Annotated in this window: 23 protein-coding genes and 1 pseudogene; 12 read left to right on the top strand and 12 right to left on the bottom strand. The window is 73.0% G+C overall.

Annotated features, from left to right (window positions below; all coding sequences use genetic code 11):
- The first annotated feature begins 106 nt into the window (after nt 1–106).
- From GCE86_RS31115 to GCE86_RS31100, 4 genes are read left to right on the top strand one after another with little or no spacing between them, the layout of a single operon-like run.
- Nucleotides 107–661 carry a hypothetical protein gene (locus GCE86_RS31115; protein ID WP_154230220.1) on the top strand — a complete coding sequence of 185 codons (555 nt, stop codon included), beginning with the start codon at nt 107–109 and terminating at the stop codon, nt 659–661.
- Nucleotides 658–1,812 carry a peptidoglycan-binding protein gene (locus tag GCE86_RS31110; protein ID WP_154230219.1) on the top strand — a complete coding sequence of 385 codons (1,155 nt, stop codon included), beginning with the start codon at nt 658–660 and terminating at the stop codon, nt 1,810–1,812. Before GCE86_RS31115 ends, GCE86_RS31110 begins: the two co-directional genes overlap by 4 nt.
- Nucleotides 1,809–2,501, top strand: coding sequence for an ABC transporter ATP-binding protein (locus tag GCE86_RS31105; protein WP_154230218.1), 693 nt, complete (start codon nt 1,809–1,811; stop codon nt 2,499–2,501). The genes GCE86_RS31110 and GCE86_RS31105 overlap by 4 nt, the downstream gene beginning before the upstream one ends.
- Complete coding sequence (locus GCE86_RS31100) at nt 2,498–3,706, top strand: ABC transporter permease (RefSeq protein WP_154230217.1); 1,209 nt, start codon at nt 2,498–2,500, stop codon at nt 3,704–3,706. The genes GCE86_RS31105 and GCE86_RS31100 overlap by 4 nt, the downstream gene beginning before the upstream one ends.
- A gap of 88 nt (nt 3,707–3,794) precedes the next feature.
- On the opposite strand, the gene GCE86_RS31095 is transcribed toward GCE86_RS31100, so the two are convergent.
- Entirely contained in the window at nt 3,795–4,640 is an 846-nt protein-coding gene (locus GCE86_RS31095) for a helix-turn-helix transcriptional regulator (protein WP_154230216.1), read from the bottom strand.
- Between the two features lie 99 nt (nt 4,641–4,739).
- Between GCE86_RS31095 and GCE86_RS31090 the strand changes: the two genes are divergently transcribed.
- Complete coding sequence (locus GCE86_RS31090) at nt 4,740–5,504, top strand: SDR family oxidoreductase (RefSeq protein WP_154230215.1); 765 nt, start codon at nt 4,740–4,742, stop codon at nt 5,502–5,504.
- Between the two features lie 9 nt (nt 5,505–5,513).
- Here the strand turns inward: GCE86_RS31090 and GCE86_RS31085 are convergent, their stop codons facing one another.
- The 4 genes from GCE86_RS31085 to GCE86_RS31070 form a co-directional block, all read right to left on the bottom strand.
- Nucleotides 5,514–6,836, bottom strand: coding sequence for an AAA family ATPase (locus tag GCE86_RS31085; RefSeq protein ID WP_154230214.1), 1,323 nt, complete (start codon nt 6,834–6,836; stop codon nt 5,514–5,516).
- 303 nt (nt 6,837–7,139) lie between these two features.
- A complete protein-coding gene (locus GCE86_RS31080; protein WP_163636918.1) occupies nt 7,140–7,427 on the bottom strand; it encodes a hypothetical protein in 288 nt (95 codons plus the stop codon).
- Between the two features lie 534 nt (nt 7,428–7,961).
- Nucleotides 7,962–8,603, bottom strand: a complete 642-nt coding sequence (locus GCE86_RS31075; RefSeq protein WP_154230212.1) for an 8-oxoguanine DNA glycosylase OGG fold protein — start codon at nt 8,601–8,603, stop codon at nt 7,962–7,964.
- 112 nt (nt 8,604–8,715) lie between these two features.
- Nucleotides 8,716–9,144, bottom strand: a complete 429-nt coding sequence (locus GCE86_RS31070; RefSeq protein WP_154230211.1) for a hypothetical protein — start codon at nt 9,142–9,144, stop codon at nt 8,716–8,718.
- Nucleotides 9,145–9,263: 119 nt separating this feature from the next.
- On the opposite strand from GCE86_RS31070, the gene GCE86_RS31065 reads away from it, so the two are divergent.
- From GCE86_RS31065 to GCE86_RS31045, 5 genes are all read left to right on the top strand, one after another.
- Nucleotides 9,264–9,629 (top strand): VOC family protein, encoded by a 366-nt coding sequence (locus GCE86_RS31065; RefSeq protein WP_163636922.1) that lies wholly within the window; start codon nt 9,264–9,266, stop codon nt 9,627–9,629.
- A 153-nt stretch (nt 9,630–9,782) separates the two neighbouring features.
- Nucleotides 9,783–10,709, top strand: coding sequence for an NAD-dependent epimerase/dehydratase family protein (locus GCE86_RS31060; protein ID WP_154230209.1), 927 nt, complete (start codon nt 9,783–9,785; stop codon nt 10,707–10,709).
- Nucleotides 10,710–10,843: 134 nt separating this feature from the next.
- Nucleotides 10,844–11,458 (top strand): PadR family transcriptional regulator, encoded by a 615-nt coding sequence (locus GCE86_RS31055; protein WP_154230208.1) that lies wholly within the window; start codon nt 10,844–10,846, stop codon nt 11,456–11,458.
- The gene (locus tag GCE86_RS31050) at nt 11,455–12,180 is read left to right on the top strand and encodes an ABC transporter ATP-binding protein (RefSeq protein ID WP_154230207.1); all 726 of its coding nucleotides are present in this window, start codon (nt 11,455–11,457) and stop codon (nt 12,178–12,180) included. Before GCE86_RS31055 ends, GCE86_RS31050 begins: the two co-directional genes overlap by 4 nt.
- Nucleotides 12,177–14,651 (top strand): FtsX-like permease family protein, encoded by a 2,475-nt coding sequence (locus GCE86_RS31045; protein WP_154230206.1) that lies wholly within the window; start codon nt 12,177–12,179, stop codon nt 14,649–14,651. Before GCE86_RS31050 ends, GCE86_RS31045 begins: the two co-directional genes overlap by 4 nt.
- Before the next feature lie 17 nt (nt 14,652–14,668).
- Here the strand turns inward: GCE86_RS31045 and GCE86_RS31040 are convergent, their stop codons facing one another.
- Nucleotides 14,669–15,532: an aldo/keto reductase family oxidoreductase gene (locus GCE86_RS31040; protein ID WP_154230205.1), complete on the bottom strand. Its 864-nt coding sequence runs from the start codon at nt 15,530–15,532 to the stop codon at nt 14,669–14,671.
- Between the two features lie 162 nt (nt 15,533–15,694).
- Here GCE86_RS31040 and GCE86_RS31035 point away from each other — a divergent pair, with 162 nt between their 5' ends.
- Complete coding sequence (locus GCE86_RS31035; protein WP_154230204.1) at nt 15,695–16,027, top strand: YciI family protein; 333 nt, start codon at nt 15,695–15,697, stop codon at nt 16,025–16,027.
- Nucleotides 16,028–16,037: 10 nt separating this feature from the next.
- Here GCE86_RS31035 and GCE86_RS31030 read toward each other — a convergent pair whose 3' ends face one another.
- From GCE86_RS31030 to GCE86_RS31005, 6 genes and pseudogenes are all read right to left on the bottom strand, one after another.
- A complete protein-coding gene (locus tag GCE86_RS31030; protein WP_154230203.1) occupies nt 16,038–16,586 on the bottom strand; it encodes a hypothetical protein in 549 nt (182 codons plus the stop codon).
- A 130-nt stretch (nt 16,587–16,716) separates the two neighbouring features.
- Nucleotides 16,717–17,631: a DMT family transporter gene (locus GCE86_RS31025; protein ID WP_154230202.1), complete on the bottom strand. Its 915-nt coding sequence runs from the start codon at nt 17,629–17,631 to the stop codon at nt 16,717–16,719.
- Nucleotides 17,632–17,926: 295 nt separating this feature from the next.
- Nucleotides 17,927–20,278: pseudogene (locus GCE86_RS31020) on the bottom strand (acylase).
- Nucleotides 20,279–20,628: 350 nt separating this feature from the next.
- Complete coding sequence (locus GCE86_RS31015; protein ID WP_154230201.1) at nt 20,629–21,606, bottom strand: NAD(P)-dependent alcohol dehydrogenase; 978 nt, start codon at nt 21,604–21,606, stop codon at nt 20,629–20,631.
- Nucleotides 21,603–21,830: a helix-turn-helix transcriptional regulator gene (locus tag GCE86_RS31010; protein WP_046567934.1), complete on the bottom strand. Its 228-nt coding sequence runs from the start codon at nt 21,828–21,830 to the stop codon at nt 21,603–21,605. Before GCE86_RS31010 ends, GCE86_RS31015 begins: the two co-directional genes overlap by 4 nt.
- Nucleotides 21,824–22,252, bottom strand: a complete 429-nt coding sequence (locus GCE86_RS31005; protein WP_154230200.1) for a hypothetical protein — start codon at nt 22,250–22,252, stop codon at nt 21,824–21,826. Before GCE86_RS31005 ends, GCE86_RS31010 begins: the two co-directional genes overlap by 7 nt.
- A gap of 185 nt (nt 22,253–22,437) precedes the next feature.
- Here GCE86_RS31005 and GCE86_RS31000 point away from each other — a divergent pair, with 185 nt between their 5' ends.
- Nucleotides 22,438–23,142: a VOC family protein gene (locus GCE86_RS31000; RefSeq protein WP_154230199.1), complete on the top strand. Its 705-nt coding sequence runs from the start codon at nt 22,438–22,440 to the stop codon at nt 23,140–23,142.
- The last annotated feature ends 339 nt before the right edge of the window (nt 23,143–23,481 follow it).

Below are 23,481 nucleotides of genomic sequence, written 5' to 3'. Positions count from 1 at the left end.
TAACGGCGGCGTTAACGCCGGCGGTTACGCCCGGGATACCGCCGCTGCGATCGACTCGTCCGTATCGGCCGGCGATCGGCGTCGGCCGGGAGGAAGGAGTTGTGCCATGCGCCGACGAATGTCGGGCACACTGCTCGTCCTGCCCCTGCTCCTGGGTTTGACGGTCAGCGGCTGCGCGGGCGCCGACCCGGACGGGGACCGGGTGGCCACGGCCGGCGGCGGTGCGGGTGCCGCCTCGCCCAGCGCCAGCGTCGCCCAGGTCAGCGACGAGGACCGGCAGCGCGAGTTCGCCAAGTGCATGCGGGAGAACGGGGTGCCGGACTTCCCCGACCCGGAACCCGGCGAGGGCGGCGGCTTCCGCATCCGGATGCCCGCCGGCACCGACAAGGCGAAGGTCCAGGCGGCCATGGAACAGTGCCGCAGCCTGATGCCGGGCGGCGGCAAGGCGCTCAAGCTCGACCCCGAGCAGGTGGAGAAGGTCCGGCAGCTGGCCCGGTGCATGCGGGAGAACGGGGTGCCGGACTTCCCGGACCCGGGCCCGGACGGCAGCATCGAGCTCAAGGGCGGGGCCGGCATCGACCCGGAGAACCCGACCACCCGCGCCGCGCTGGAGAAGTGCCGCGAGGGTGGCGCGCCGCTGCTGATGAAGAGGACCTCATGACGGCGGGCACCACCGCACCGGCCGAGGCGACCACCACGACCCCGCCGGCCACCGCGCCGCCGGGCGTCGGGCGCAGCCGCCGTCGCGGGCGTACCCCGCTGGTGGTGGCCTCGGCGGTGGTGGTCGCCGCCGCGGCGGGCGTCACGGCCGCGGCCGCCGCCGGTGGGAACGACGGGGGTACGGCGGCCGGCGGCGGCCTGCCCCCGGCGACCGCCCAGGTCACCCGGCAGACCCTGGTCGACGCGGAGAGCTTCGACGGGGAACTCGGCTACGGCGCCAGCCACCGCGTGGCGCCGCGAACCGGCGGCACGCTCACCTGGCTGGCCGCCACCGGCGCCCAGGTCACCCGGGGCAAACCGCTGTACGCGGTCGACGACGCCGAGGTCGTGCTGCTGTACGGGAAGCTGCCGGCGTACCGGACCCTGAGCCCCGGCACGTCCGGCGACGACGTGCGGCAGTTCGAGCGGAACCTGGCGGCGCTCGGCTACTCCGGGTTCACCATCGACGACGAGTACACCTCGGCCACCGCGGACGCGGTGCGGGACTGGCAGGAGGACCTCGGCCTGCCCGAGACCGGCCGGGTCGAGCCGGGCCGGGTGGTCTACGCCGACGGCGCGGTCCGGGTGGAGAGCCACGACGCGGAACCCGGCGACCCGGCTCAGACGGGACAGGCGGTGCTGACCTGGACCGGCACCATCCGGGTGGTGACCGTGTCGCTCGACGTCGACGACGAGCGGCTGGCGAAGAAGGGCGCCAAGGTGACCGTCTCGCTGCCCGACGGCAAGGAGGTCGCCGGCACGGTCGCCGGCACCGAGACGGTGATCGACACCGGCGCCGAGGGCGGGGCGGGCGGCCAGGGCGACCCGGAGACGAAGATCGAGGTCACTGTGACGGCGGCCGACCCGAAGGCCCTGACCGGCTTCGACCAGGCCTCGGCCAAGGTGGCGTTCACCGCCGCCGAGCGCCGCGACGTGCTGACCGTGCCGGTCGGCGCGCTGCTGGCGCTGGCCGAGGGCGGGTACGGCGTGCAGCTCGTCGAGGGCGACGCCACCCGGATCGTCGCCGTGCAGACGGGCCTGTTCGCCTCCGGCCGGGTGGAGGTCTCCGGCGCGGGACTCGCCGAGGGTGCGACCGTGGGGATGCCGACATGACCGGCGACACGGTCGTCGAGCTGACCGACGTGACCAAGGTCTACCCGGGCGTGCGGGCCCTCGACGGGGTCTCCATGACCGTCCGGTACGGCGAACTGGTGGCCATCGTCGGCCCCTCCGGTTCGGGCAAGTCCACGATGCTGCACCTCATCGGCACCCTGGATCGCCCGTCCACCGGCCGGATACGCATCGACGGGCACGACGTGGCCGCGCTCGGCGACCGGCAGCTCTCCGCGCTGCGGTCCACCCGGATCGGCTTCGTCTTCCAGCAGTTCCACCTCGCCCCGAACGTGCCGGTGCGGGACAACGTCGCCGACGGGCTGCTCTACGCAGGCGTACCCCTGCGGGAGCGGCGGCGGCGCGCGGAGGCCGCGCTGGCCCGGGTCGGGCTGGGGCACCGGCTCGACCACCGGCCGCACGAGCTGTCCGGCGGCGAACGGCAGCGGGTGGCGATCGCCCGCGCCGTGGTGGGAGCGCCCGCGCTGCTGCTGGCGGACGAACCGACCGGCAACCTGGACTCGGCGTCCGGCGCCGGAGTGCTGGCGCTGCTGCGCGACCTGCACGCGGCCGGGACCACCATCGTGGTGATCACCCACGACCTGGAGGTCGCGGCCGGGCTGCCCCGCCGGGTCCAGATGCGCGACGGCCGGATCGTGGCCGACCACCGGCCCGTGGGGGTGCCGGCATGAGCGGGCCGGTCAGGCTGGCGCCCGCCCGGCTCCGCCCCCGGGACGTCCTGCGGGTCGGGGGCGTCGGGCTGCGCACCCGGCCGCTGCGGGCCTTCCTGTCGGCGCTGGGCATCGCGATCGGGATCGCCGCCATGGTCTCGGTCGTCGGGATCTCCGCGTCGTCCCGGGCGGAGCTTGACCGCACGCTGGCCGAGCTCGGCACCAACCTGCTCACCGTCGGCCCGGGCAACACACTCTTCGGCGACGACGCCCAACTGCCGGCGGAGTCGGTGGCGATGATCGGGAGGATCGGGCCGGTACGGGAGGTCGCCGCCACCGGGCTGTTGTCCGACGCGCGGGTGTACCGCTCGGACCTGATCTCGCGGGGCGAGAGCGGGGGGATCGCCGCCCGCGCCGCCGGCCTGGAGCTGCGCGACACGGTCGGTCTGGAGGTGGTCAGCGGCACGTGGCTCAACGCGGCCACGGCCCGCTACCCGGCGGTGGTGCTCGGCGCCACCACGGCCCGGCGGCTCGGCATCGGCGCCGCCGGACCGGACGTCCGGGTCCAGCTCGGTGGTCGCTGGTTCACCGTGGTGGGGATCCTCGCGCCCGCGCCGCTTGCGCCCGAGCTGGACCTGTCCGCGCTGGTCGGCTGGGACGCCGCGAGGTCGTACCTCGACTTCGACGGGCACCCGACCACGGTCTACACCCGGACGTCGGAGACCGCGGTCGAGGCGGTCCGCGCGGTGCTCGCCGCCACGGCGAACCCGGAGGCGCCGAACGAGGTCAAGGTCGCGCGCCCCTCGGACGCGCTCGCCGCGAAGCAGGCCACCGACGAGGCGTTCACCGGGCTGCTGCTCGGCCTCGGCGCGGTCGCCCTGCTGGTGGGCGGCGTCGGGGTGGCGAACACCATGGTCATCTCGGTGCTGGAGCGGCGTCCGGAGATCGGCCTGCGCCGGTCGCTCGGGGCCACCCGCGGGCAGATCCGCACCCAGTTCCTGGCCGAGTCGCTGCTGCTGTCCGCCCTCGGCGGGTTCGGCGGGGTGCTGCTGGGCAGCGCGGTCACGGCCGGCTACGCGTTCTCGCGGTCCTGGCCGGCGGTGGTGCCGCCCTGGGTGCTCGGCGGCGGGGTGGGCGTGACCCTGCTGATCGGGGCGCTGGCCGGGCTCTACCCGGCGATCCGCGCGGCGCGACTCGCGCCGACCGAGGCGCTCGCCACGCCGTGAGCGCCGGCCGGCGGGTGGTGATCGGTCACCGGCCACCACCCGCCGGCCGCCGGCAGCTTCCGCGACCCGCGCCGACCAACCGCCTTGATCAGGTGCTGGCCGGGAAGCGCTCGTATCCCAGCACGGCGAGCAGCCGCAGCTTCTCGTAGCCCTCGCTGCGCGGCGGCGCCGTGAGCACGAGGAGGGCCTGGGACTGGTCCTCGGTGAACAGCACCTGGCAGTCCAGCTCGATCGGGCCGAGCTCGGGGTGGATCAGTGTCTTGTGGTCGGCGAAGCGCTGGGCGACCTCGTGCCGCTCCCACAGCTCGGCGAACTCGGGGCTGACCTTCTGCAGCGCCCGCACCAGCTCGCCGGCCCGCGACTGCGGGCCCATCGACCCGTACGCGGCGCGCAGGTTCGCGACCTGGGCGCGGCTCTGCCGGTCGCGGTCCTCCTCCGGGTACCGGGACCGTTCGGCGGGGTCGGTGAACCACCGGTAGATCTCGCTGCGAGCCAGGCCCGTGTGGCCCGACCGGTCCCCGAACAGGGCGTCGGCCATCCGGTTCTGCACGAGGACCTCGCCGAGGTTGGACAGGATGAGCGCCGGGGTGTCCGACAGCCGGTCCATGACCCGCAGCAGCGCCGGTGCGACGTGCGTGGCCGTGGACACCGATGCCGGGGCGTTGTGCCCCGCCACCCGAAACAGGTAGTCGCGCTCGTCCCGGGACAGCCGCAGCGCGCGGGCCAGGGACGCCAGCAGCTGCGGACTCGGCTGCGGCCCGCGCTGCTGCTCCAGCCGGGTGTAGTAGTCGGTCGACATGGTGGCCAGGGCGGCCACCTCCTCGCGCCGCAGCCCGGGAGCGCGCCGCCGGGCGCCCGTGGGCAGCCCGACGTCCGCGGGCTGCAGCGCCTCGCGGCGGTGGCGGAGGAAGTCGGCCAGGGCTGCGCGGTCCATGATCCCAGTATCCGCCCGCCGACCGGGCCAACCAGGGATTGCCGATCCCCCGACAACCGGTCTCTTCATCCGCCCCGCGGGCCGGGCCAGGCTCGGTGCATGAACATCTCCGGGAACACCATCTTCATCCCCGGCGCCACGAGCGGGATCGGCCTCGCCCTGGCCCTGCAACTGCGGGCCAAGGGGAACACGGTCATCGTGGGCGGCCGGCGTACCGACCTGCTCGACACGATCGCCGCGGAGCACCCCGGCATCGACACCGTGGAGATCGACACCGCGGATCCCGCCAGCATCACCGCGGCCGCGAAGGAGGTGCTGGCGCGGCACCCCGACCTCAACGTCCTGGTGACCATGGCCGGGATCATGCGCGCCGAGGACTGGCGCCGGCCCGAGTCGTTCCTCGCGACGGCGGAGGCCACCGTGACCACGAACCTGCTCGGCCCGATCCGCCTCATCGCGGCGTTCGTCGAGCACCTGCAGGCCCAGCCGGACGCCACGATCATGACCGTCTCGTCGGGTCTCGCGTTCACGCCGCTCAAGGTCACCCCGAGCTACAACGCGTCGAAGGCGGCGATCCACATGCTCAGCGAGTCGCTCCGGCTCCAGCTCGCCGGCACGTCGGTGAAGGTCGTGGAGCTGGAACCGCCGGCGGTGCGTACCGCGCTGATGCCCGGGCAGGAGACCAGCGAGTTCGCCATGCCGCTCGATGAGTTCGTGACGGAGGTCGTCGCGCTGATCGAGTCGCAGCCGGACGCGAAGGAGATCCAGGTCGAGCGGGTGAAGTTCCTCCGGTACGGGGAGGCGCGCGGCGACTACGACCAGGTCGTGGCGACCCTCAACGCGGCCGACCCGCACGGCAAGTAGGCCCGGCGGTCACCTCGCCCGGTGTGCGCCGAGGTGGGCGAGCATCGTGTGGTTGGCCTCCCAGCCGTCCGGGAACTTCACCGGCACGTCCAGGTGCACCCGCTCGGTCGACGGGTGCGCGTCCAGCAGCTCGGTGATGCCGGCCCGCGCCACCACCACGCACGCGTGCCGGTGCCGGGACGCCAGCACGCAGAGCCGCCCCGACTCCAGGTGGAAGGCGGTCGCGTCCCGCCGGCCGGAGAGCGGGTGCAGGACGATCGTCACGTCGTACTCCCGGCCCTGGAGCCGGTTGGCGGTGTCGACGGTGATGCCCGGGCCGGCCGCGCCCAGGTGCGTGCGGATGGCTGCCACCTGGTCGCGGTGCGCGGCCCCGACGGCGATCCGGTCCGCGGTGATCGGCGCGCCGTCGGGCGCCTGCTCGTCGAACCCGACCGGTTTCCGGTCTAGGAATCGCAGGGCGAGGGCGGCGCAGGCGGCCGCGGCCTCGGAATCGGTACGCAGCGTGTGCCGGGCGGGCAGCTCGTGCAGCGCCCAACCGGCGGCGGCCGCCACCTCGACCGTCGCGTCGAGGCGGTCGCCCGGCCCCGGCGCGGTGAAGGTCAGCGCCCGGTCGGCCGGCCCGGGGCCGGCGCGGAACCCGGTGAACGGGTAGAACGCGGCGGCCACCACCGGCGCGGCCGTGGCCGGCAGCCGCCAGGACACCGGCAGCCGGTGCACCGGCAGCTCCGGGTTGTGCCGCAGCAGCGTGGCCACCGCCGACTGCATCGGGTCCCAGGTCAACCCGGTCCACCGCGCGGTCTCGACGGTGGAGAACGGGTCGAGCTGGCCCGGGTCGCCGACGAACAGCGCCCGCTCGAACCGCCCGGCCACGCGCAGCAGGGCATCCGACCGCATCTGGTACGCCTCGTCGACGATCGCCCACGGCCAGACACCCTCGGCGACGGTCGCCCACTTCGCGGCCGTACCGATGACGACGGCCGCACCGCCCAGGTCGGCGACCTTCGCGGCGACGCGGACGGTGTCGTGGCCCTTCACCCGGTCGGTGGGCTGGTAGTCGGTGGCGGAGAGCCGGCCGATGGGCAGCTCGGCGGCCTTGCGGGCGAGACGGTCGATGAGGTCGTCGACCTGCTCGTTGGTCTGCGCCACGACCATCAGCGGCTCGCCGGCGGCGGCCAGCTCGGCGGCGGCGCGGACCACGAGGGTGGACTTGCCGGCGCCCGGCGGCGAGTCCACCACCACGCCGCGGTGGTCGCCGGAGCGCAGGTCGGCGAGCACTGCTGTGATGACCCGCTCGGCCTCGACGGCCGGCGGAACTGCCAGGTCCGCGAGCATGGACCACCCTCCCCCGAGCCGACTGCGCGCCCCGCCACCATACGAGCCGGGCCCGTCAGCGTCGGCGCGCGCCCAACCCGGAACCACCCTCGCCGGCCCCTCGCTGGCCGGACTGAGACGGCGCGGGCGAGGACGGATTGGACATCCAGGGCCGGCGAGCGAGGGTTGTGCCACTCTACGGCGCAGTCGCTGGCAACCCGGGCGGGGCGGCGTGCCGAGCTCCGCTGGACACTACGGCCGCAGCGGCTCTGGTCAGCGCGCCCTCGCTCCCGGGTGCCCGCCATTTCACCGCGACCGGGGTGGTCACCGGCCGTAGGTGGTCACTGTCTTCGGCCGGGACTTCTTGTAGTAGAGCAGCCCGTACACCGGGAGCCAGCATCCTCCCGTGAAGACACTGAGCGTGATGTGCAGCGCGTGGAACCCAGCGCCGATGTACTCCCGGGTGTAAACCGGCGGCGGCAGCGGCGCGGCGAACTGCGGCGGATATGGCGCCGGCTGAGCGGGATACGGGTAGGCCTGCTGCGGCGCGTACGGCGGCTGGGGCGCGTAGGGGCCCGGCGGGTAGGCGGCGGGCGGGCCGGAGTAGGGCACCGCCGACTGGGGCGGATGGGCAACCGGCGGCGCGGAGTAGGGCACCGCCGGCTGAGGGCCGGCTGTGACGTCGGAGCCGGAGTATGGAACCTGCGGCTGGGCGGGACCGGGCACCTGAGCGTGATCGTTGCCTGGAGTGAATTGTTGAGGTTGCACGGAAGCAGCTTGGTGTCCCGTGACTGAGACCGTCATCAGCCGGGCGGCCCACAAACTCCCAGCCCAAAGCCTTGATCATTTGTGCATTGGTGCCGGCATGATCAACTGTCTCGTTCGGACTGGCTGACCCGGTGGAGGAATGCTCCTGGGCTTCCGTCTTGCCTCCCATCGCCGGGGCCGAGCTGCGCGTGCGGCCCGCGCTGATCCGCCGCCCCGACCCTGCCGGTGCTTGCGGAGGCCCGCGACGGGCCCGACAGCGGAGCGACGAGCCCTGGCCGACGGGTACCCGGACGGCGGCGTGCACACGACCGCCAAGGACAGGCTCCGACGACCTGCCACGCGAAAAGTCCGCTACGTGTACCTACCTAAGCCCTCCGGTCAAGCCCACCGGTCGTGGAACAGTGCCATCTCCACCTCGTCAGGCTCAGTACCCCGGCGGTGCGCCTGGTCCGCCGCCCAGCCCAGGTAGGCGAGCCACTCCTCCGACACCCAGCCGGACTCGCGTCGCACGCCGGCCTCGACGGGCAGCCGCCCCCGAACGACGGTGTCGAGGATGAGAGGTTGGCGGCCGCCTACGCCGCGCCGGTAGCCGGCGAAGTAGAGCAGCTTGGTGAACAGCCCGGGGCCGAGCCGGGGCAGCCGCGACCCCTTCGGATCACGCAGGCGCTGGTAGGCGGCCCGCAGGGCGTCCTCGTCCGGCGCGGGCGCGCGTAGGCCGTCGAGGGCGTGCGCCAACCGCTTGCCGTCCGGATCGCTCTCCAGCGACCGCAGGGTGCGCCACGGGCCGTAGCCGATCGGACCGTAGCCCCACATCAGCACCGCGCTCAGCAGCTGCCGTGGGGTGGCCTCGCCGGCACGCCAGGCGTCGGCAACGGCGAAGACGTCGCGCCGCCACACCTCGCCGGCCTCGGGGAACCCGTCGGGCCAGGCGTCCGGTGGAAGCGCCTCGCGCCACCTGTCCAGGTGAATGGTGACGGGCTTCAGCTCGCCGGGCAGTGCTGGGCTGGGCGGCTGGCTCACGGCGTCCTCCTCGCGGGTCGGGATGCCCCGACGCTATTGGCGGTGCCAGAGCCCGGGCCGCCCCGACCCGGCAGGTGGCGGTATCAGGAGATCCCCGTGTGGGACCGTCAGCCTAAGGGTGGGCCGAAGGGAGATCCACCTGCTCGCCGAACGGCTCGATGGATCCGTCCCAACCGTTCCAGCCCTGTTGGGTGACCTGCCCGTCCGCGTAGGCGTATGACCAGTGGGCACCGTCCTCGCCCTCGATATGGACGGTTCCCGAGCGCACGAACGGCGCGATCGCGACGTAGAAGGCCGTGGCCTGGTCCGACCACTTGGGGTCGCCCTCGTCGTCGTAGCCGAACTCGATCCAGTCCCCGTCGCGCATTACGTATGCTCCGGCCACCTCTGCCAGGTCGGCCAACGTGTCGTCTGTCGGAAGAACATCCGGCTTGAACCAGCCGTCTCGTGCCGCCATGGCGGCCTGGACAGCGGTGACCGCAGCGGCGTCGTCCGACTGCGGGAGGTTCAACCGGCCCGAAGGCCTCACCAGGTATCCCACGGCGCGCACCCTACAGCGGTTCGCCGCCGGGAGGTGCCCGTCAGGTCCCACAGCAGCGTCGGATGCCCTGCTGGACCGCGTCGAGTTGCGCCGGCACCCGCGGGGCTAGGGTCGGGTGCATGAGTGTGCACGCCCGGGTCGTCGCCGACGACTTTCCGGCCACCCTGCGCTTCTACACCGACCTGCTCGGCGAGCCGGAGAAGGTTGTCCCGGATTTCGAGTACGCCAGCTTCGACCGCGACGGCGACACGGTCCTGGCGATCCTCGGCCGCCGCGCGGCGGAGGCGGTGCTGCCGGTGGGCCGGGGCGACGGCGGGGTGCTCGTGGTGGTCCCCGTGCCCGATGTGGACGCCACCGTCGCCGCCCTCCAGGCCGAGCTCGTGGTGGCCGAGGCCGCCGATCGCCCCGGGTGGGGTGTGCGTTCGGCCTACCTGCGTGACCCGGAGGGCAACCTGGTCGAGGTGCAGACCTGGACGGCCCGCTGAAAGCGCGCCCGATTGCGCCCGCCGCCATCGGTCTGGCCGGGCACCGGCTTCGAACGTCAGGGCGACGAGGCGGACGACACACCGACGGGTCATCACATTCCCGGCCGGTCACTCGTCTACCCGGGTGACACCTGTGGAAGGGGAACCCTAGCCATGAGAGTTCTGCTCGCGGGCGCCTCCGGCGCCGTCGGTCGGCCCCTCACCCGCCAGCTCATCGCCGCCGGCCACCAGGTGGTCGGGATCAGCCGTAGCCAGAGCAACGCCGAGCGGCTGCGCACCGCCGGCGCCGAGGCCGTGGTGGCCGACGTGATGAACCGGGAGAACCTGCTCGGCGCCCTCAAGGACGTGCGGGCCGACGCGGTCGTCCACGAGCTGACGGCGCTGGGCACCACGAAGATGGGCGAGGCGCTCCAGGGTACGAACGCCCTGCGTACCACCGGAACGGCGAACCTGCTCGCGGCGGCCCGGGCGGTCGGCGCCCACCGTTTCGTCACCCAGTCGATCGTGCTCGGCTACGGCTACCGCGATCACGGCCCGCGCGTGATCAGCGAGGACGACCCGTTCGCCGAGCCGGTGGGCGGCAAGCTCGGCGAGGCGGTGGCGGCCATCCGCGCCACCGAGGAGCAGGTGTTCGCGGCCGACGAGATCGAGGGCGTCGCGCTGCGGTACGGGTTCTTCTACGGGCAGGACCGCATGACCGACATGATCGTCAACCTGGTGCGCAAGCGCCGGCTGCCGGTCCCCTCGGGGGGCGGCTACGCCAACTTCATCTACCTGCAGGACGCCGCCGCGGCCACCGTGGCCGCGCTGGAGAAGGGGCGGGCCGGGCAGGCGTACAACATCGTCGACGACGAGCCGGTGCGCTGGGCCGACTACCTGGACACCCTCGCTGCCGCGTTCGGGGCGCGCCGGCCGTGGCGGGTCCCCAGCTGGATGTTGCGGCCCATCCCGTACGCGCACGCCATGATGACCACCTCGATGCGCGTCTCCAACGCCAAGGCCAAGCGCGAGCTGGGCTGGGCACCGGCGGTGCCGACCTACCGTGACGGCATCCCGCTGATCGCGAGAGCGAGCCGCTGAACGCCCGTCGCCCGGAGCCATCGGCGCATGTGGACCGCCAGCTCGTCGTGACCTGACAGCTCCTGCCCGAAGTGGCTGGACGGCGCGATAATACCGAGTATTATACCCGGTATACTCACGCTGGGTGGTGGACCATGAGCATTCGACATGCGTTGCTGGCGCTGTTGACCGAGGGATCGAAGTACGGCCTGCAACTCCGGCAGGAGTTCGAGGCCCGCACGGGTGAGGTCTGGCCGCTCAACGTCGGCCAGGTCTACACGACGCTGCAACGCCTCGAACGCGAAGGGCTCGTCGAGTCGGACGAACGCGACGGCGCGCAGCGACGGTTCCGGATCACCGCGGGCGGCGAGCGGGAACTGGACACGTGGTTGCGGACCCCACCCGACACCGCGGCGCCACCACGCGACGAACTCGTCATCAAGGTGCAGGTGGCGGTACGCATGCCCGGCGTCGCCGTACGGGAGATCCTCCAGGTCCACCGCCGGCGCCTGATCGAGGAGATGCAGCGGTACACCCACCTCAAGGCCGACACGGACCCCGAGGACATCGCGCTCGGCCTCGTCGTCGACGCGGAGCTGTTCCGGCTCGAGTCGGTCGTCCGCTGGCTCGACGCCGCCGACGCCCGGCTGCGCCGCCTACCGGCCACGCCCACCACTGGCGCGGCGCCGAGCGACCGGGCCAAGCCGGCCGCTCCCGCAACCGGCGAACCGGCGGAGTCCGCGCCGACCCGCGAGGAGGCCCGTCGATGAGCGCCGTGCTGAGCATGCGCCAGGTGTCCAAGGTGTACGGCACGGGCCACGCCGCCGTACCCGCGTTGCGGCAGGTCGACCTCACCGTCGACGCCGGTGAGCTGGTGGCGATCATGGGGCCGAGCGGCTCCGGCAAGAGCACCCTGCTGACGATCGCCGGCAGCCTCGAGGAGCCGACCGACGGTGCGGTGCTGGTCTGCGGTGACGACGTGTCGACCATGTCCGCCGACGCGCGGGCGAGGCTGCGCCGCCGGTCCATCGGCTTCGTCTTCCAGGACCTGAATCTGCTCGCCGGGCTCTCCGCCGTCGAGAACGTGGCGCTGCCGCTGGAACTCGACGGCGTCGGCGCGCGGGCCGCCCGCGCCGCCGGCCTGCGCGTACTCGAGGAGCTGGGGCTGGCCGAGCGGGCCGCCCACTTCCCCGACGACCTGTCCGGCGGCGAACGCCAGCGGGTCGCGATCGCCCGCGCGGTGGTCGGCGACCGGCGCCTGCTGCTCGCCGACGAGCCCACCGGCGCGCTGGACTCGACCAACGGCGAGGCGGTCATGCGGATGCTGCGCGCGGCCTGCAAGCGCGGGATCGCCGGGGTGATGGTGACCCACGACGCGCAGCTCGCGTCCTGGGCCGACCGGGTGGTGTTCCTCCGGGACGGCCGGGTCATCGACCAGACCGCGCCGGCGGTCGGCCCGGACACTCTGCTCGCCGGGGACGTGGCCCCGTGACGGCGGCCACCGCCACCCCGCCGGCCACCGAACGGCCGGCGCCCCGCCGCGCCTCGGGCGGCGGCCTGCCGGCCCGCCGGGCCGTGATCCGGTGGGCGGTACGGCTGTTCCGCCGCGAGTGGCGCCAACAGGTACTCACCCTCGCGCTGCTCACGGTCGCCGTCATCGGGGCCACGTTCGCCGTCTCGGCGACCTACAACATGGCCTCCTCCAGCGACGGGAGATTCGGCCGGGCTGACCACCTCCTGGAGTTCGACGGCACCGATCCGGCCAAGCTCGAGTCCCGGCTCGCCGCCACACGGAGCTGGTTCGGCACGATCGACGCGATCGGTCACCGCTACCTGGAGGTGCCGGGGCTGTTCGACCCGATCGACGTCCGGGCGCAGGACCCGGGTGGCGTCTACGGCGCACCGATGCTGGCGGTGCGGCAGGGCCGGTACCCGGCCGGCACCGGCGAGGTCGCACTCACCGACGCGGTGGCGCGCACCCTGCGCACCGGGCTCGGCCGGCGGGTCACCGTCGACGGCCACGACCGCCTCGTGGTCGGGATGGTGGAGAACCCGAACGACCTGACCGACGAGTTCGCCCTCGTCGACCCGGCACACGCCGACCCGCCGAAGACCGTCACCGTCCTCGTCGCCGGGGACCGGGCTGACCTGGAGGCGTTCCGCGCGACCATCGACGGTCCCCTCGTACGCGAGTCCCGGCCCGGCACCACCCGTACCGTGATCGCCGCCACCACCCTGGCGCTGGCCACCGTCGGTCTGCTGCTGGTATCGCTCGTCGCCGCGGCCGGGTTCGTCGTGGTGGCGCAACGCCGGCTGCGGCAGCTCGGCATGCTCGCCGCGATGGGCGCCACCCGGCGGCACCTGCGGCTGGTGATGCTGGCCAACGGCACCGTCGTCGGCGCGGTCGCGGCGGTGCTCGGCACCGGCGTCGGGATCGCCGCCTGGCTGCTCGTCGCCGAGCGGGTGGAGACCGCCGCCGGGCACCGCATCGACCGGTTCGACCTGCCCTGGGCGACGATCGGCGCGGGGATGATGCTGGCCGTGGCGACCGCCACCGCCGCCGCGTGGTGGCCGGCGCGGGCCACCGCGCGTACCCCGATCATGAGCGCGTTGTCGGCGCGGCCGCCGCGGCCCCGACCCGCCCGGCGCACCGCGGTGGTCGCCGTGGTCCTGCTCGCCACCGGTGTCACCTGCCTGCTGCTCTCCGGCGGCACCAAACCGGTGCCGATCTCCGCCGGCACCATCGCCACGGCCGTCGGTGTGCTCTTCGTCGGGCCCACGGCGATCCGGTTGCTGGCCGCGGCGCGCGCCGGGATGCCGGTGGCCGTCCGGCTGGCGTTGACCGACCTGGTCCGCTACCAGGCACGGGCCGGCGCGGCGCTCGCCGCGATCAGTCTGGCCCTGGGGATCTCGGTGGCGGTCGTCGCCGGCTCCGCCGCCGCCGACCACCAGGCCAGGCAGGCAGCCGGTCTGGGCAATCTGGCCAAGGGCCAGCTCCTGGTCCGCATCGGCCGGCCCAGCCCGGTGATCCCGGTACGCACCCCGGAGCAGCTGGCCGGGCTGCAGTCCCAGGTCGACACGCTGGCCGGCAACCTCGGCACGCCGACGGTGACCCCGCTCGACATGGCGGTGGTCGCCTCCTACACCGACCCGGGCGAGCCCGGCGGGCAGCCCGGCCATCCGGCCGTGGAGATCGGCACGCCGGTTGCCGACCGCCAGCAGATGACGACGTATCCCCTCTACGTCGCCACCCCGGAACTGCTCCGGCTCTACCGGCTGGACAGTGCGGCGGTCGCGGCCGACACCGAGGTGCTCACCTCCCGCACCGGCGCACTCGAACTGGTGAACATCCCCGAACGCCGCGTCTACCCGAAGACCCAGGCGCTCCCCGACCCCGGGTACACCTCGATGCCGAACTCGATGGTCACCGCGAGCATGATGGCCCGCCACGGCTGGCAACCCGCGCGGGTCGGCTGGCTCGTCGAGGCCGACCACCCGCTCACCGAGCAGGAGCTGACCACGGCACAGAACCTCGCCGTGAGCGCCGGCTTCACCATCGAGTCCCGCCACGAGCGGGCCTCGCTCGGGTCCCTGCGGACCGGGGCGGTCGCCGCCGGGGCGCTGCTCGCCCTCGGCATCCTGGCCATGACCGTCGGCCTCATCCGCGGCGAGGCGGCCGGCGACCTGCGCACCCTGGCCGCGACCGGCGCTCCCAGGCGGGTCCGGCGCACCCTGACCGCTACGACCGCCGGGGCGCTCGCGCTGCTCGGCGGCCTCCTCGGCGTCGTTGGCGCCTATGTTGGGTTGGCCAGCGTGCTGCATCGCGACCTCGACGCGCTCACCGACGTGCCGGTCGCGCACCTCGTGGCGACGATTCTCGGGCTGCCGGTGCTCGCCGCGGTCGCCGGCTGGGTGCTCGCCGGCCGCGAACCACAATGGCTGGGCCGCCGCAGGCTGGACTAGCGGGGTGGTCGATCCCGTCAAGCGATGTTGTTCAGCTCGGTCAGGGCGTCGTCGGGGAGGGTCAGCGCGGCGGCGGCGACGTTCTCGCGCAGGTGCGCCACCGACGAGGTGCCGGGGATGAGCAGGATGTTCGGGGACCGGTGCAGCAGCCACGCCAGCGCCACCGCCAGCGGGGTGGCCTCCAGGCGGGCCGCCACGGCGTTGAGCTCCTCGGACTGCAGCGGGCTGAAGCCGCCGAGTGGGAAGTAGGGCACGAAGGCGATGCCCTGCGCCGCGAGGGAGTCGACGAGCGGGTCGTCGTCGCGGTTGGCGATGTTGTAGAAGTTCTGCACGCACACCACCGGCGCGATGGACTGCGCCTCGGCGACCTGCGCGGCGTTGACCGTGCTGAGCCCGAGGTGCCTGATCAGCCCCTGCTGTTGCAGCTCCGCGAGGACCGTGAACGGCTCCTCGATCGAGCCGGGGGTGGGCCGGTCGAACCCGCCGACGCGCAGGTTGACCACGTCCATCACGTCGAGGCCGAGGCGGCGCAGGTTGTCGTGGACGGCCTGGCGGAGCTGGTCCGGGGCGAGGGCCGGCGGCCAGTTGCCCTCGGCGTCGCGCAGCGCCCCGACCTTGGTGACGATGTGCAGGTCGTCGGGGTACGGGTACAGGGCCTCCCGGATGATCTCGTTGGTGACGTACGGACCGTAGTAGTCGGACGTGTCGATGTGGTTGATGCCCAGCTCGACGACCTCGCGCAGCACGGCGACGGCCGCGTCGCGGTCGGCCGGTGGGCCGAAGACGTGCGGGCCGGCAAGCTGCATCGCGCCGTACCCCATGCGGGTGACCGTCAGATCCCCCAGGCGGAACGTGCCGCCGGGCAGGCTGGTCGATGTCATGCCGCTTCCTCTCGCTGTGGTGACAAACCCGCGGGTTTCCCGCCGGCCCGGCCACCAAACCCGGGCAGTCCGGCCAGTGGAGCGGGTGTCGTCCTGGTTCGCGATGGTCTCGATGGGCATTGAAGGTGTGACGATTCCGTGGCACGCAGAAGGGAGCCTGTGGTGGCGAGATTCGTGACGATCGGATACGGGGACCAGGAAGGCTACGACAGTACCGACGCTGCCGTACTCGACGAGGCGCACGCCCATGACGTACGCCTGCGCGAGGCCGGGACCGTGATGGGTATTGCCGACTCTCCCGTGCAGGTACGGAACCGCGACGGCGCCGGCATGACGGTGCAGAGCGGCGCGTTCCTGTCCTCCGCCCTGCCGGTGGCCGGATTCGCGATCATCGAGGCGGAGACGCTGGAGGAAGCCACCCAGATCGCGTCCAGGACGCCCTGCGCCGTCGCGCAGGGAGTCGTCGAGGTCTGGCCGTTGCGGGAGACACCGTAAGGCCCGGTCGTCAGCGGGGACGCTGGTCGGTCGACGGCTGCGCCGCGAGCCGGGGTTCGACGTCCTCCGGCAGTTCGGCGCCGCAGAGCGCGCAGACGTAGTCGTCGTCCCGGATCAGGTTGCGCTCGCCGCAGTCGAGGCAGCGCCGGAAGACGACGGCCACGGTGAAGCCGTCCGGACGGTCGATGCCCGCGCGGTCGAGGGCACCCGCCACCGCCGGCCATGAGGTGGGATCGGGGCAGTACCCGGTGGAGTGGTTGCTCACCTCCGAGACGACCCAGCCACCCCGCTCACCGGCGAAGCCGATCTCCCCGGCACCGAGGACCTCCCCGCCGCCGGCGCAGGCGACGTGCTCGCTGCGTCTCGGCGCGAGCCGTAACGTACCGCCGGTGTCGACGACGTAGGTGAACGGCTCGTCACGGTCGCGCGGATCCGCGGCCGCCAGGTAGGTGTCGAGATCGTCCGGTGATCGGACGGGCCAGCCCTCGGGCGCGCCGGCGACGGACGCCGGCACGTCCGCCGGGCCGACGTAGCGGTATCGACGTTCCGCCCCTACCACGCTGCCGACCCTACGCCGGTGCGGCTCTGTCGTCGTGGATGAGCACGACGGAACGCCGCGGACCAGGGTGCTAGCCGCGAGGAAGGGTGCCGGGCAGGACCTGGTGGGTCCTGCCCGGAAACCCCGGTTGTCAGTGGCGCGTGGCTCGGGTGTCAAGCACGATGGCGGCGGTGATCAGCCCGGCGCCGACCAACCCGGTCAAGCTGAGACGATCGCCGAGGAGCAGCGCCGCCAGGAGCGTGGCGACGAGTGGTTCCAGCAGCGCGATCAGCGCTGCCGTACCGGCTGCGGTGGTGCGCAGGCCCCGGAAGTACAGGGCGTAGGCCACCGCGGTGGGTGCGGTGCCCAGCAGCAGCAACAACCCCACGGACGCCGGGGTCGGGACGAAGTCCATCCCGGACGTCACGATGGCTGCGGGGGCGAGCACGGCGCCGCCGATCGCGAAGCTCACGCCGGTGGCGGTGAGATCGTTGAGACCGGCGACGGGCCGCGTTCCGATGAAGGTCATGGTGGCGAAGCCGACCGCCGACAGCAGCGCGAATCCGGCTCCGGTGAGCGCGTTCGTGGTCGCGATGCCGCCGGCTGGCGCGCCGACGAGCAGGACCAGACCGCTGACGGCCAGCGCCACGGTGGCGAGCATCGCCGCGGTGACCCGCCGCCGTCCGACGATCGCTTCCGCGGACAGGACGAGGGCTGGCGACGTGCCGATGGTGACCAGGGTGGCGAGGCTGACGTTGGTCCGTGCCACCGCGGCGAAGAAGCAGGCCTGGAAGACCGCGGCGAGCAGCCCGTTCACGACCATCCGGCCCCAGGCGCGCCGGCCGCGTGGCAGCGGTTGCCGGGTCAGGCAGAGCCAGACGATGACGAGCATGCCGCCGGCGGCGAGCCGGTACGCGGCCACAGCCAGCGGCGCCAGCTGCGTTTCGTGGGCGAGGAGGCTGCCGGTGGGGCCACCGGTGCCCCACAGCACGCCGGCGAGGACAAGGGACCACAGGCCGGTGGTGGAGCGCCGGGCGGCGGCCACCGGACGTTGGGAAACAAGCATGAAGGAATCGCTCCTGCGACGAAGGAATTGACGGTCGCGGAAGCGGGGCGTGCCGGACTCAGCGCTGGGTGAACCGCGCGTCCCACCGAGGCAGGCTGGACACGATGAGTGGAGGCGCCCCGCTCAGGAGCGCGGCGGGGAGATGATGTCGAAGGTCCGGCCCATGAGCCGATCCTATGCACGGGTGCTGGACGACAGAACCCCGTTTCCCATCGCCCTGCACAGCGGGTTCGGGATCGGCCCGGCGGCCGGCCGGTCGGCCGGCCGCCGGAGCTCGGAGTCTCCGCCGGGGCGGTCAGTGGCGCCGCTCCCCCACCCGGTACGTGACCAGGTTCGGGTCGGCGCGCAGCTGCTTCTCGGTGAACTTGATGGTGTCCCAGCCCTTGCCCGAGTACAGCCGGGTCTGGTCGGCGTACCAGGGCGAGTTCGGGTTGGCCGACTGCGAGTACGTCAGGATCTGCCGACCCGACGGCCCGTCGCGGCCCAGCTCGACGGCCATCACGAACGACGAGCCGTGCTGCACCTTCGAGTAGCCGACGCCGGGCTGCAGCACCCCGATGATCATGTTGAAGACGCCGGCTTCCGCGCGGCCCCCGTGGATCGGGATGCGCGCAGCGCCACGCGGCTCGGTCTGGACGTCGCCGAGGCGCGCGTCGAGCGGGATGCCGTTCAGCTTGCGGACGGCGTTGGCGAGGGCGGTGCGTACCCTCGGGTCGTCGACGGCGAGCCGGCCCGGCGTGGTGAGCGGGGCGGCCGGGTCGAACGGGTCGGCGAAGCGCAGGCCGCCGGCCAGGGCGAACTCGGTGAACAGGTGCGCGCCCCGGCTGTCGAGGTTGACCTTCAGGTCCCAGCCGCGCAGGGCGGCGCAGGCGTCCGTCAGGTCGACGGTGGTGCCGTCGGAGGCGGTGGCCGTCGGCTGCGCCTCGCAGAGCCGGACCAGGTCGTCGCGGACCAGCTCACCCCCGTACGCCCGGTCGCCGAACGTGACGTCCCACAGCTTGCCGGTGGTGAAGCCCTTGCCGGGAAGCCCGTCGGTGCCGGCGATCCGCTGCTGCACCTGGTGCACGCCAAGCCGGGTACGCAGGCTCCGTGCCGTCCGCTCGTCGCCGATGATGCGCGGGTAACCCTCCCGCGGCTGGGCCGGGTTGGCGAGCCAGTAGCTGTCGTTGGAGTTGGTCACGTAGTCGCCGCGAATCAGCGCGGGCAGGTTGCCCGGGCCGAGGATGCCGGGCACCGCGGCGTCCGGGTCCCGGCCCAGCTCGCAGGCGGAGCGGGAGCCGTCGAGGACGGCCTGGCCGCTGCCGGCGTACAAGGGTTGGAAGGGCGCCGGGATGCACGCGGCCGCGAGGGAGCCGGTGACCCGGGGCACGACGGAGTGGTCGGCGTAGAGGGCGTTGCCGTCGCGGTCGGCGGCGATGACGTTGACCCAGGGCAGGAACTGCCGCTGGTCCAGCACCTTCCGCAGCTCACCCACCGACTTCGCGCGACCCATGGCGAGCCAGCCGTCGAGCGCGCGGTTGTTGGCGGCGTTGACGTCGGTGATCGCGTACGCGGCCTGCGCCGTCCAGTCGAAGGTGCCGGGCACCACGACGACCGGGCCGTAGTGGGTGTCGTAGAAGGTACGGGTGACCGGGCCGCCCGGAGTCTGGACGGTGACCGTGCGGGAGGTCATCTTCCGGGGCTGGCCGTCGTAGAGGTAGCTGGTCGGGTCGCCGGGCACCAGCGCCAGCCGGTGCCAGACGAAGCGGCGGGCGGTGGAAACGGTGTGCGATCAGGCGATCCGGCCGTTGTGGCCGATCTCGACGATCGGGTCGCCGACCAGGGCCGCGCCCTCGACGTCGTACCGGCCGGGCACCTTGAGGTGCATCCGGTAGAAGCGCTCGCCGCCGTCCCAGGGGAAGTGCGGGTTCGCGAGCAGCATGCCGGCGCCGCTGGCGGTGGCGTCGCGGCCCAGGCCGTACGCGTTGCTGCCCACCCCGGCCGGCGCACCGTCCCGGGCGGCGACGACGGCTTCGGCCTGCGGGGCGCTGCTCCTGTTCGGGGTGGGTGGCGCGCTGGTCCCGGCGGGCGGCGCGGCGGCGACGATGCCGTCGGCGAGCGCGCCGGAGCTGGCCCGGACCATGCGCGTCCAGTTCGCCCGCCACGCGTCCAGCTCGGTGATCGGGCGTACCCAGTCCTTCCCCTTGCAGGCCGGGTCGGTGATCTTGTTCTTGGCGCTGCGGAGGTAGGCGTTGTAGCCGGCGACGAAGCCGCGGATCTGGTCGCGTACCTCGTTGGAGGGTGCGTGGATGCCGTCGCGCGGGCCGGTGAGCCAGCGGTCGACGGCGCCGGCGTCGATGGCCTTCTGCTGGAACAGGTCGCTGGTGACGTTGCCGGTGGTCGCGCCGAACCAGCGGGACCGCTCGGCGCGGACGGTGACCATCTGCTCGGCGATCAGGCAGATGTTGTCCTCGGCCTGGACGTAGCCGACGCCGTAGCCGAGGCTGGCGAAGTTCTGTGCGGTGATGTGCGGTACGCCGTAGGAGGCGCGCTGGATCAGGGCCGAGTAGCCGCTGCCGTGGGCGGCGGCGGTGCCGCCGGTGAGGGTGAGGCCTGCGGCGACCAGTCCGATGGCGGCTGCTGCCGCCGCGAGGGGGCGCGCCCTCATCGGGCGCTCTGGTGGTGGTGTGGACGGAGCATTGGACGTCCTCCCCGAGTAATGACTGTCCAGGTCCGACCGACGCTAGTAGTGAAAGTTGCTCAAGTCACCTGTCGATCACCGCTGACGAGCAGGGCCGTCTCGGCCCACCGGCGCGTTCCGTGCCTGGTGGTCAGCCCGGTACGGCCGCCTGGGCGGCCAGCGACAGGGCAGGCGAGCACGAGCCCCGCCGACACCGCAGCAGCCGGTTTGCCGGGCCGGCGGGTGGGCCAGCAGCTCGACGAGCAGGTGGGTGGTGCCGGCGTACGGGTCGCGGCGCCGGAAGGCGGCGAGGCTGGCGCGCCGCTATGACAAGCAGCTCAGATGGTGAGGACCACCTTTCCTGCCGGGTGCCCGTCCCGGAGGTGCCGGATCGCGTCCGATGTCTCGGCAAGGGGGTAGGTGCGGTCGACCACCGGGGTCAGCGCGCCGGACTCGACGAGATTCCGTAGCTCGTCCAGGTCCCCGGCCCGCTCCACGGCGCTCACGCTGCGAAGCCGTTGGCCGACGAACAGGGACAGCAGCGGCGCGCGGAACATCTGCCGGTCGTAACCGCTGAGCATCGGGCCCTTGGTGTACGCGCCGCCGACCAACGCCAGCGTCCCGTGCGGGGCGAGCGCACGCCGCAGTAGTGACAGCGGCCGGTCGCCGCCGGTGTCGATGACCACGTCGTACACCGGACCGTCGCGGTCGACCTCCTCGCTCGTGTAGTCGAGGACGTCCTCAGCGCCGAGGGAGCGGACGAAATCGGCCTTGGCCGGGGCGCAGACTGCGGTCACCGTCGCCCCGTACGCCTTGGCGATCTGCACGGCCAGGGACCCGACACCGCCCGATGCGCCGATCACCAGCACCCGGTGCCCCGGGCGCACCTCACCGCTGTCGCGTACGGCGCGCAGCGCCGTCATCCCGGAGACCGGCACCGCGGCGGCCTGCGTGAACGACACGTTGGCCGGCTTGCGGGCCAGTCGCCGCTGCGGTGCGCTCGCGAACTCGGCGTACGAGCCGCGCAGGCAGGTGCCGTACACCTCGTCGCCCGGCCGGAACCGGGTCACCCGGGCGCCGACCGCGGCCACCACCCCGGCCAGGTCCCGGCCGCGCACCGGCACCCGGGGCCGGCGCAACCCGCTCGCGAGCCGCGCCAGGTAGGGGCGGCCGGCCATGAAGATCCAGACTCCGGGGTCGACCCCGGCCGCGCGGACCTGGACGAGGACATCGTCGTCGCCGACGGCCGGTCGTCCGATGTCGCGGAGCTGGAGCACGTCCGCCGGGCCGTAGGTGTCCTGGACGATGGCCTTCATGGTGCCGCCTCCTCGGGATACTGGAACACGTCGTCGAGCCGTACGCCGAACACGCGGGCGATCCGGAACGCCATCTCCAGCGAGGGCGAGTAGCGGCCCTGCTCGATGGCGATGACGGTCTGCCGGGTCACGCCGATCCGCTCGGCGAGTTCGGCCTGGGTCATCTCGTCATGCGCGAAGCGCAGTGCGCGGATGTTGTTCGTGACCTGGGTCGGCTTCACCACTGCGGGACACCCGTGCGGTAGACGATCACCTTCGTGAGGGAGCCGACCACCGCCGACAGGACGAAGCACAGGTAGATGACGTTGGCGATCCAGAACCAGTCCCACTCGGCCAACGCCATGAGCATCGCCGACACCGCGCCGATGACAACGAACGCCTGGCCGACATGGTCGCCGAGCCGCCCGATCTCCCGGTCGCGAACGTCCTTGACGCGGGACGCCCGCGGGTTCACCACGCCCATCGCGATCTCGGCCACGATGTTCGCGACGATGGCGCCGCCGACCGTCCACAGGAGAACTCCGGCGTATGGGGTCGCGGAGAGCGGCCCACCGTCGACCCGGCTCAGGACGACCGCCGCGTAGACCGCGTACCCGACGACGCCGACCACCAGCATGGTCCAGGCGCGTTTCTCCTCATGCGTCATGATCGACTCCCCATGTAAAGAATCCTTGACACGTCTAGAGTAAGGCGTCTTTGACACCGTGTCTAGAAACTTTTACATCGCGTGCGGCGGGAGCCGGTGACAGGCCCGGCGCGGTCGCGCCGGCCAAGGTTTGGTGCCGGTCAAATGGCTTTGTCGCCCTGCCGGCCCGCGCCTAGCGTGGGGCGATGAGCTCGCGACTTCTCTCGGTGACGTTCGATGCGCGCGATCCGGATCGCGTGGCGCAGTTCTGGGCCGGCATGCTCGGCCGGGAGGTCGTCGAGGACGCCGGTGGTGTGCTCCTGCCGGGACACGAAACCCAGCTCGGTCTCCGGTTCGCCCGCAGCACCGCGGAGATGGTGCGGCCGAACCGCATGCACCTCCACCTGACCAGCGCCAGCCTTGACGACCAGCAGCAGACAGTGGCGACGGCGCTGAGGCTCGGCGCAAGTCACCTCGACGTCGGGCAGCGCCCCGAGGAGGGGCATGTCGTCCTGGCCGACCCCGAGGGCTACGAGTTCGACGTGATCGAGCCCGGCAACAACTACCTCGCCGGGTGCGGCTTCCTCGGGGAGCTCACCTGCGAAGGCACCCGGGACGTCGGCCTCTTCTGGAGCGAGGCGCTGGGCTGGCCGCTGGTATGGGACCAGAACGAGGAGACCGCGATCCAGTCACCGCACCGCGGCACGAAGGTCGCGTGGGGCGGCCCGCCCGTGACCCCGAAGCAGGGGCGGAACCGGCAGCGCTTCGACCTCGCTCCGGTCGGTAGCGACCAGCAGGCGGAGGTCGACCGGTTGCTCTCTCTCGGGGCCACTCGGCTCGAGGTCGGTGACGACGGCATCGTCGTGCTGGCCGATCCGGACGGCAACGAGTTCTGCGTACGAAGGAACTGACCAGAGCTCCCCCGTCGCCGGTCCTGCTGGAACATCCACTCCGCGGGCCTTGTTCAGGTCGATGGTGAGCGCGTTGACCACCCATGGACCCCGGGTGGTGTTGATCTGGTCGGCCGGCGCCGACTCGCTGCTCCGCTCGATCCGGGTCAGGGTGACGCCGTCGGCCAGGGCGCGGCTGATGCGTACCTCCGTCAGGTTGGCGTCGCCGAGCGAGAGCGTGCTGGCGGCGGCCTCGGCCCGGGCCCCCGGGGGACGCCGAGGGCCGCCGCGGCGAGGGCGGTCGCCGCGAGCGCCGCAGCCCGGCGGACGCGGCCGGTCTGAGTGGAAACAGTCATGACC

Origin of the sequence: Micromonospora terminaliae (assembly GCF_009671205.1) — a bacterium.
In the GTDB taxonomy this organism is placed as follows: Bacteria; Actinomycetota; Actinomycetes; order Mycobacteriales; family Micromonosporaceae; genus Micromonospora; species Micromonospora terminaliae.
Note: the sequence above shows the minus strand (reverse complement) of the source record. Positions and strands in the feature narration are given on the sequence as shown.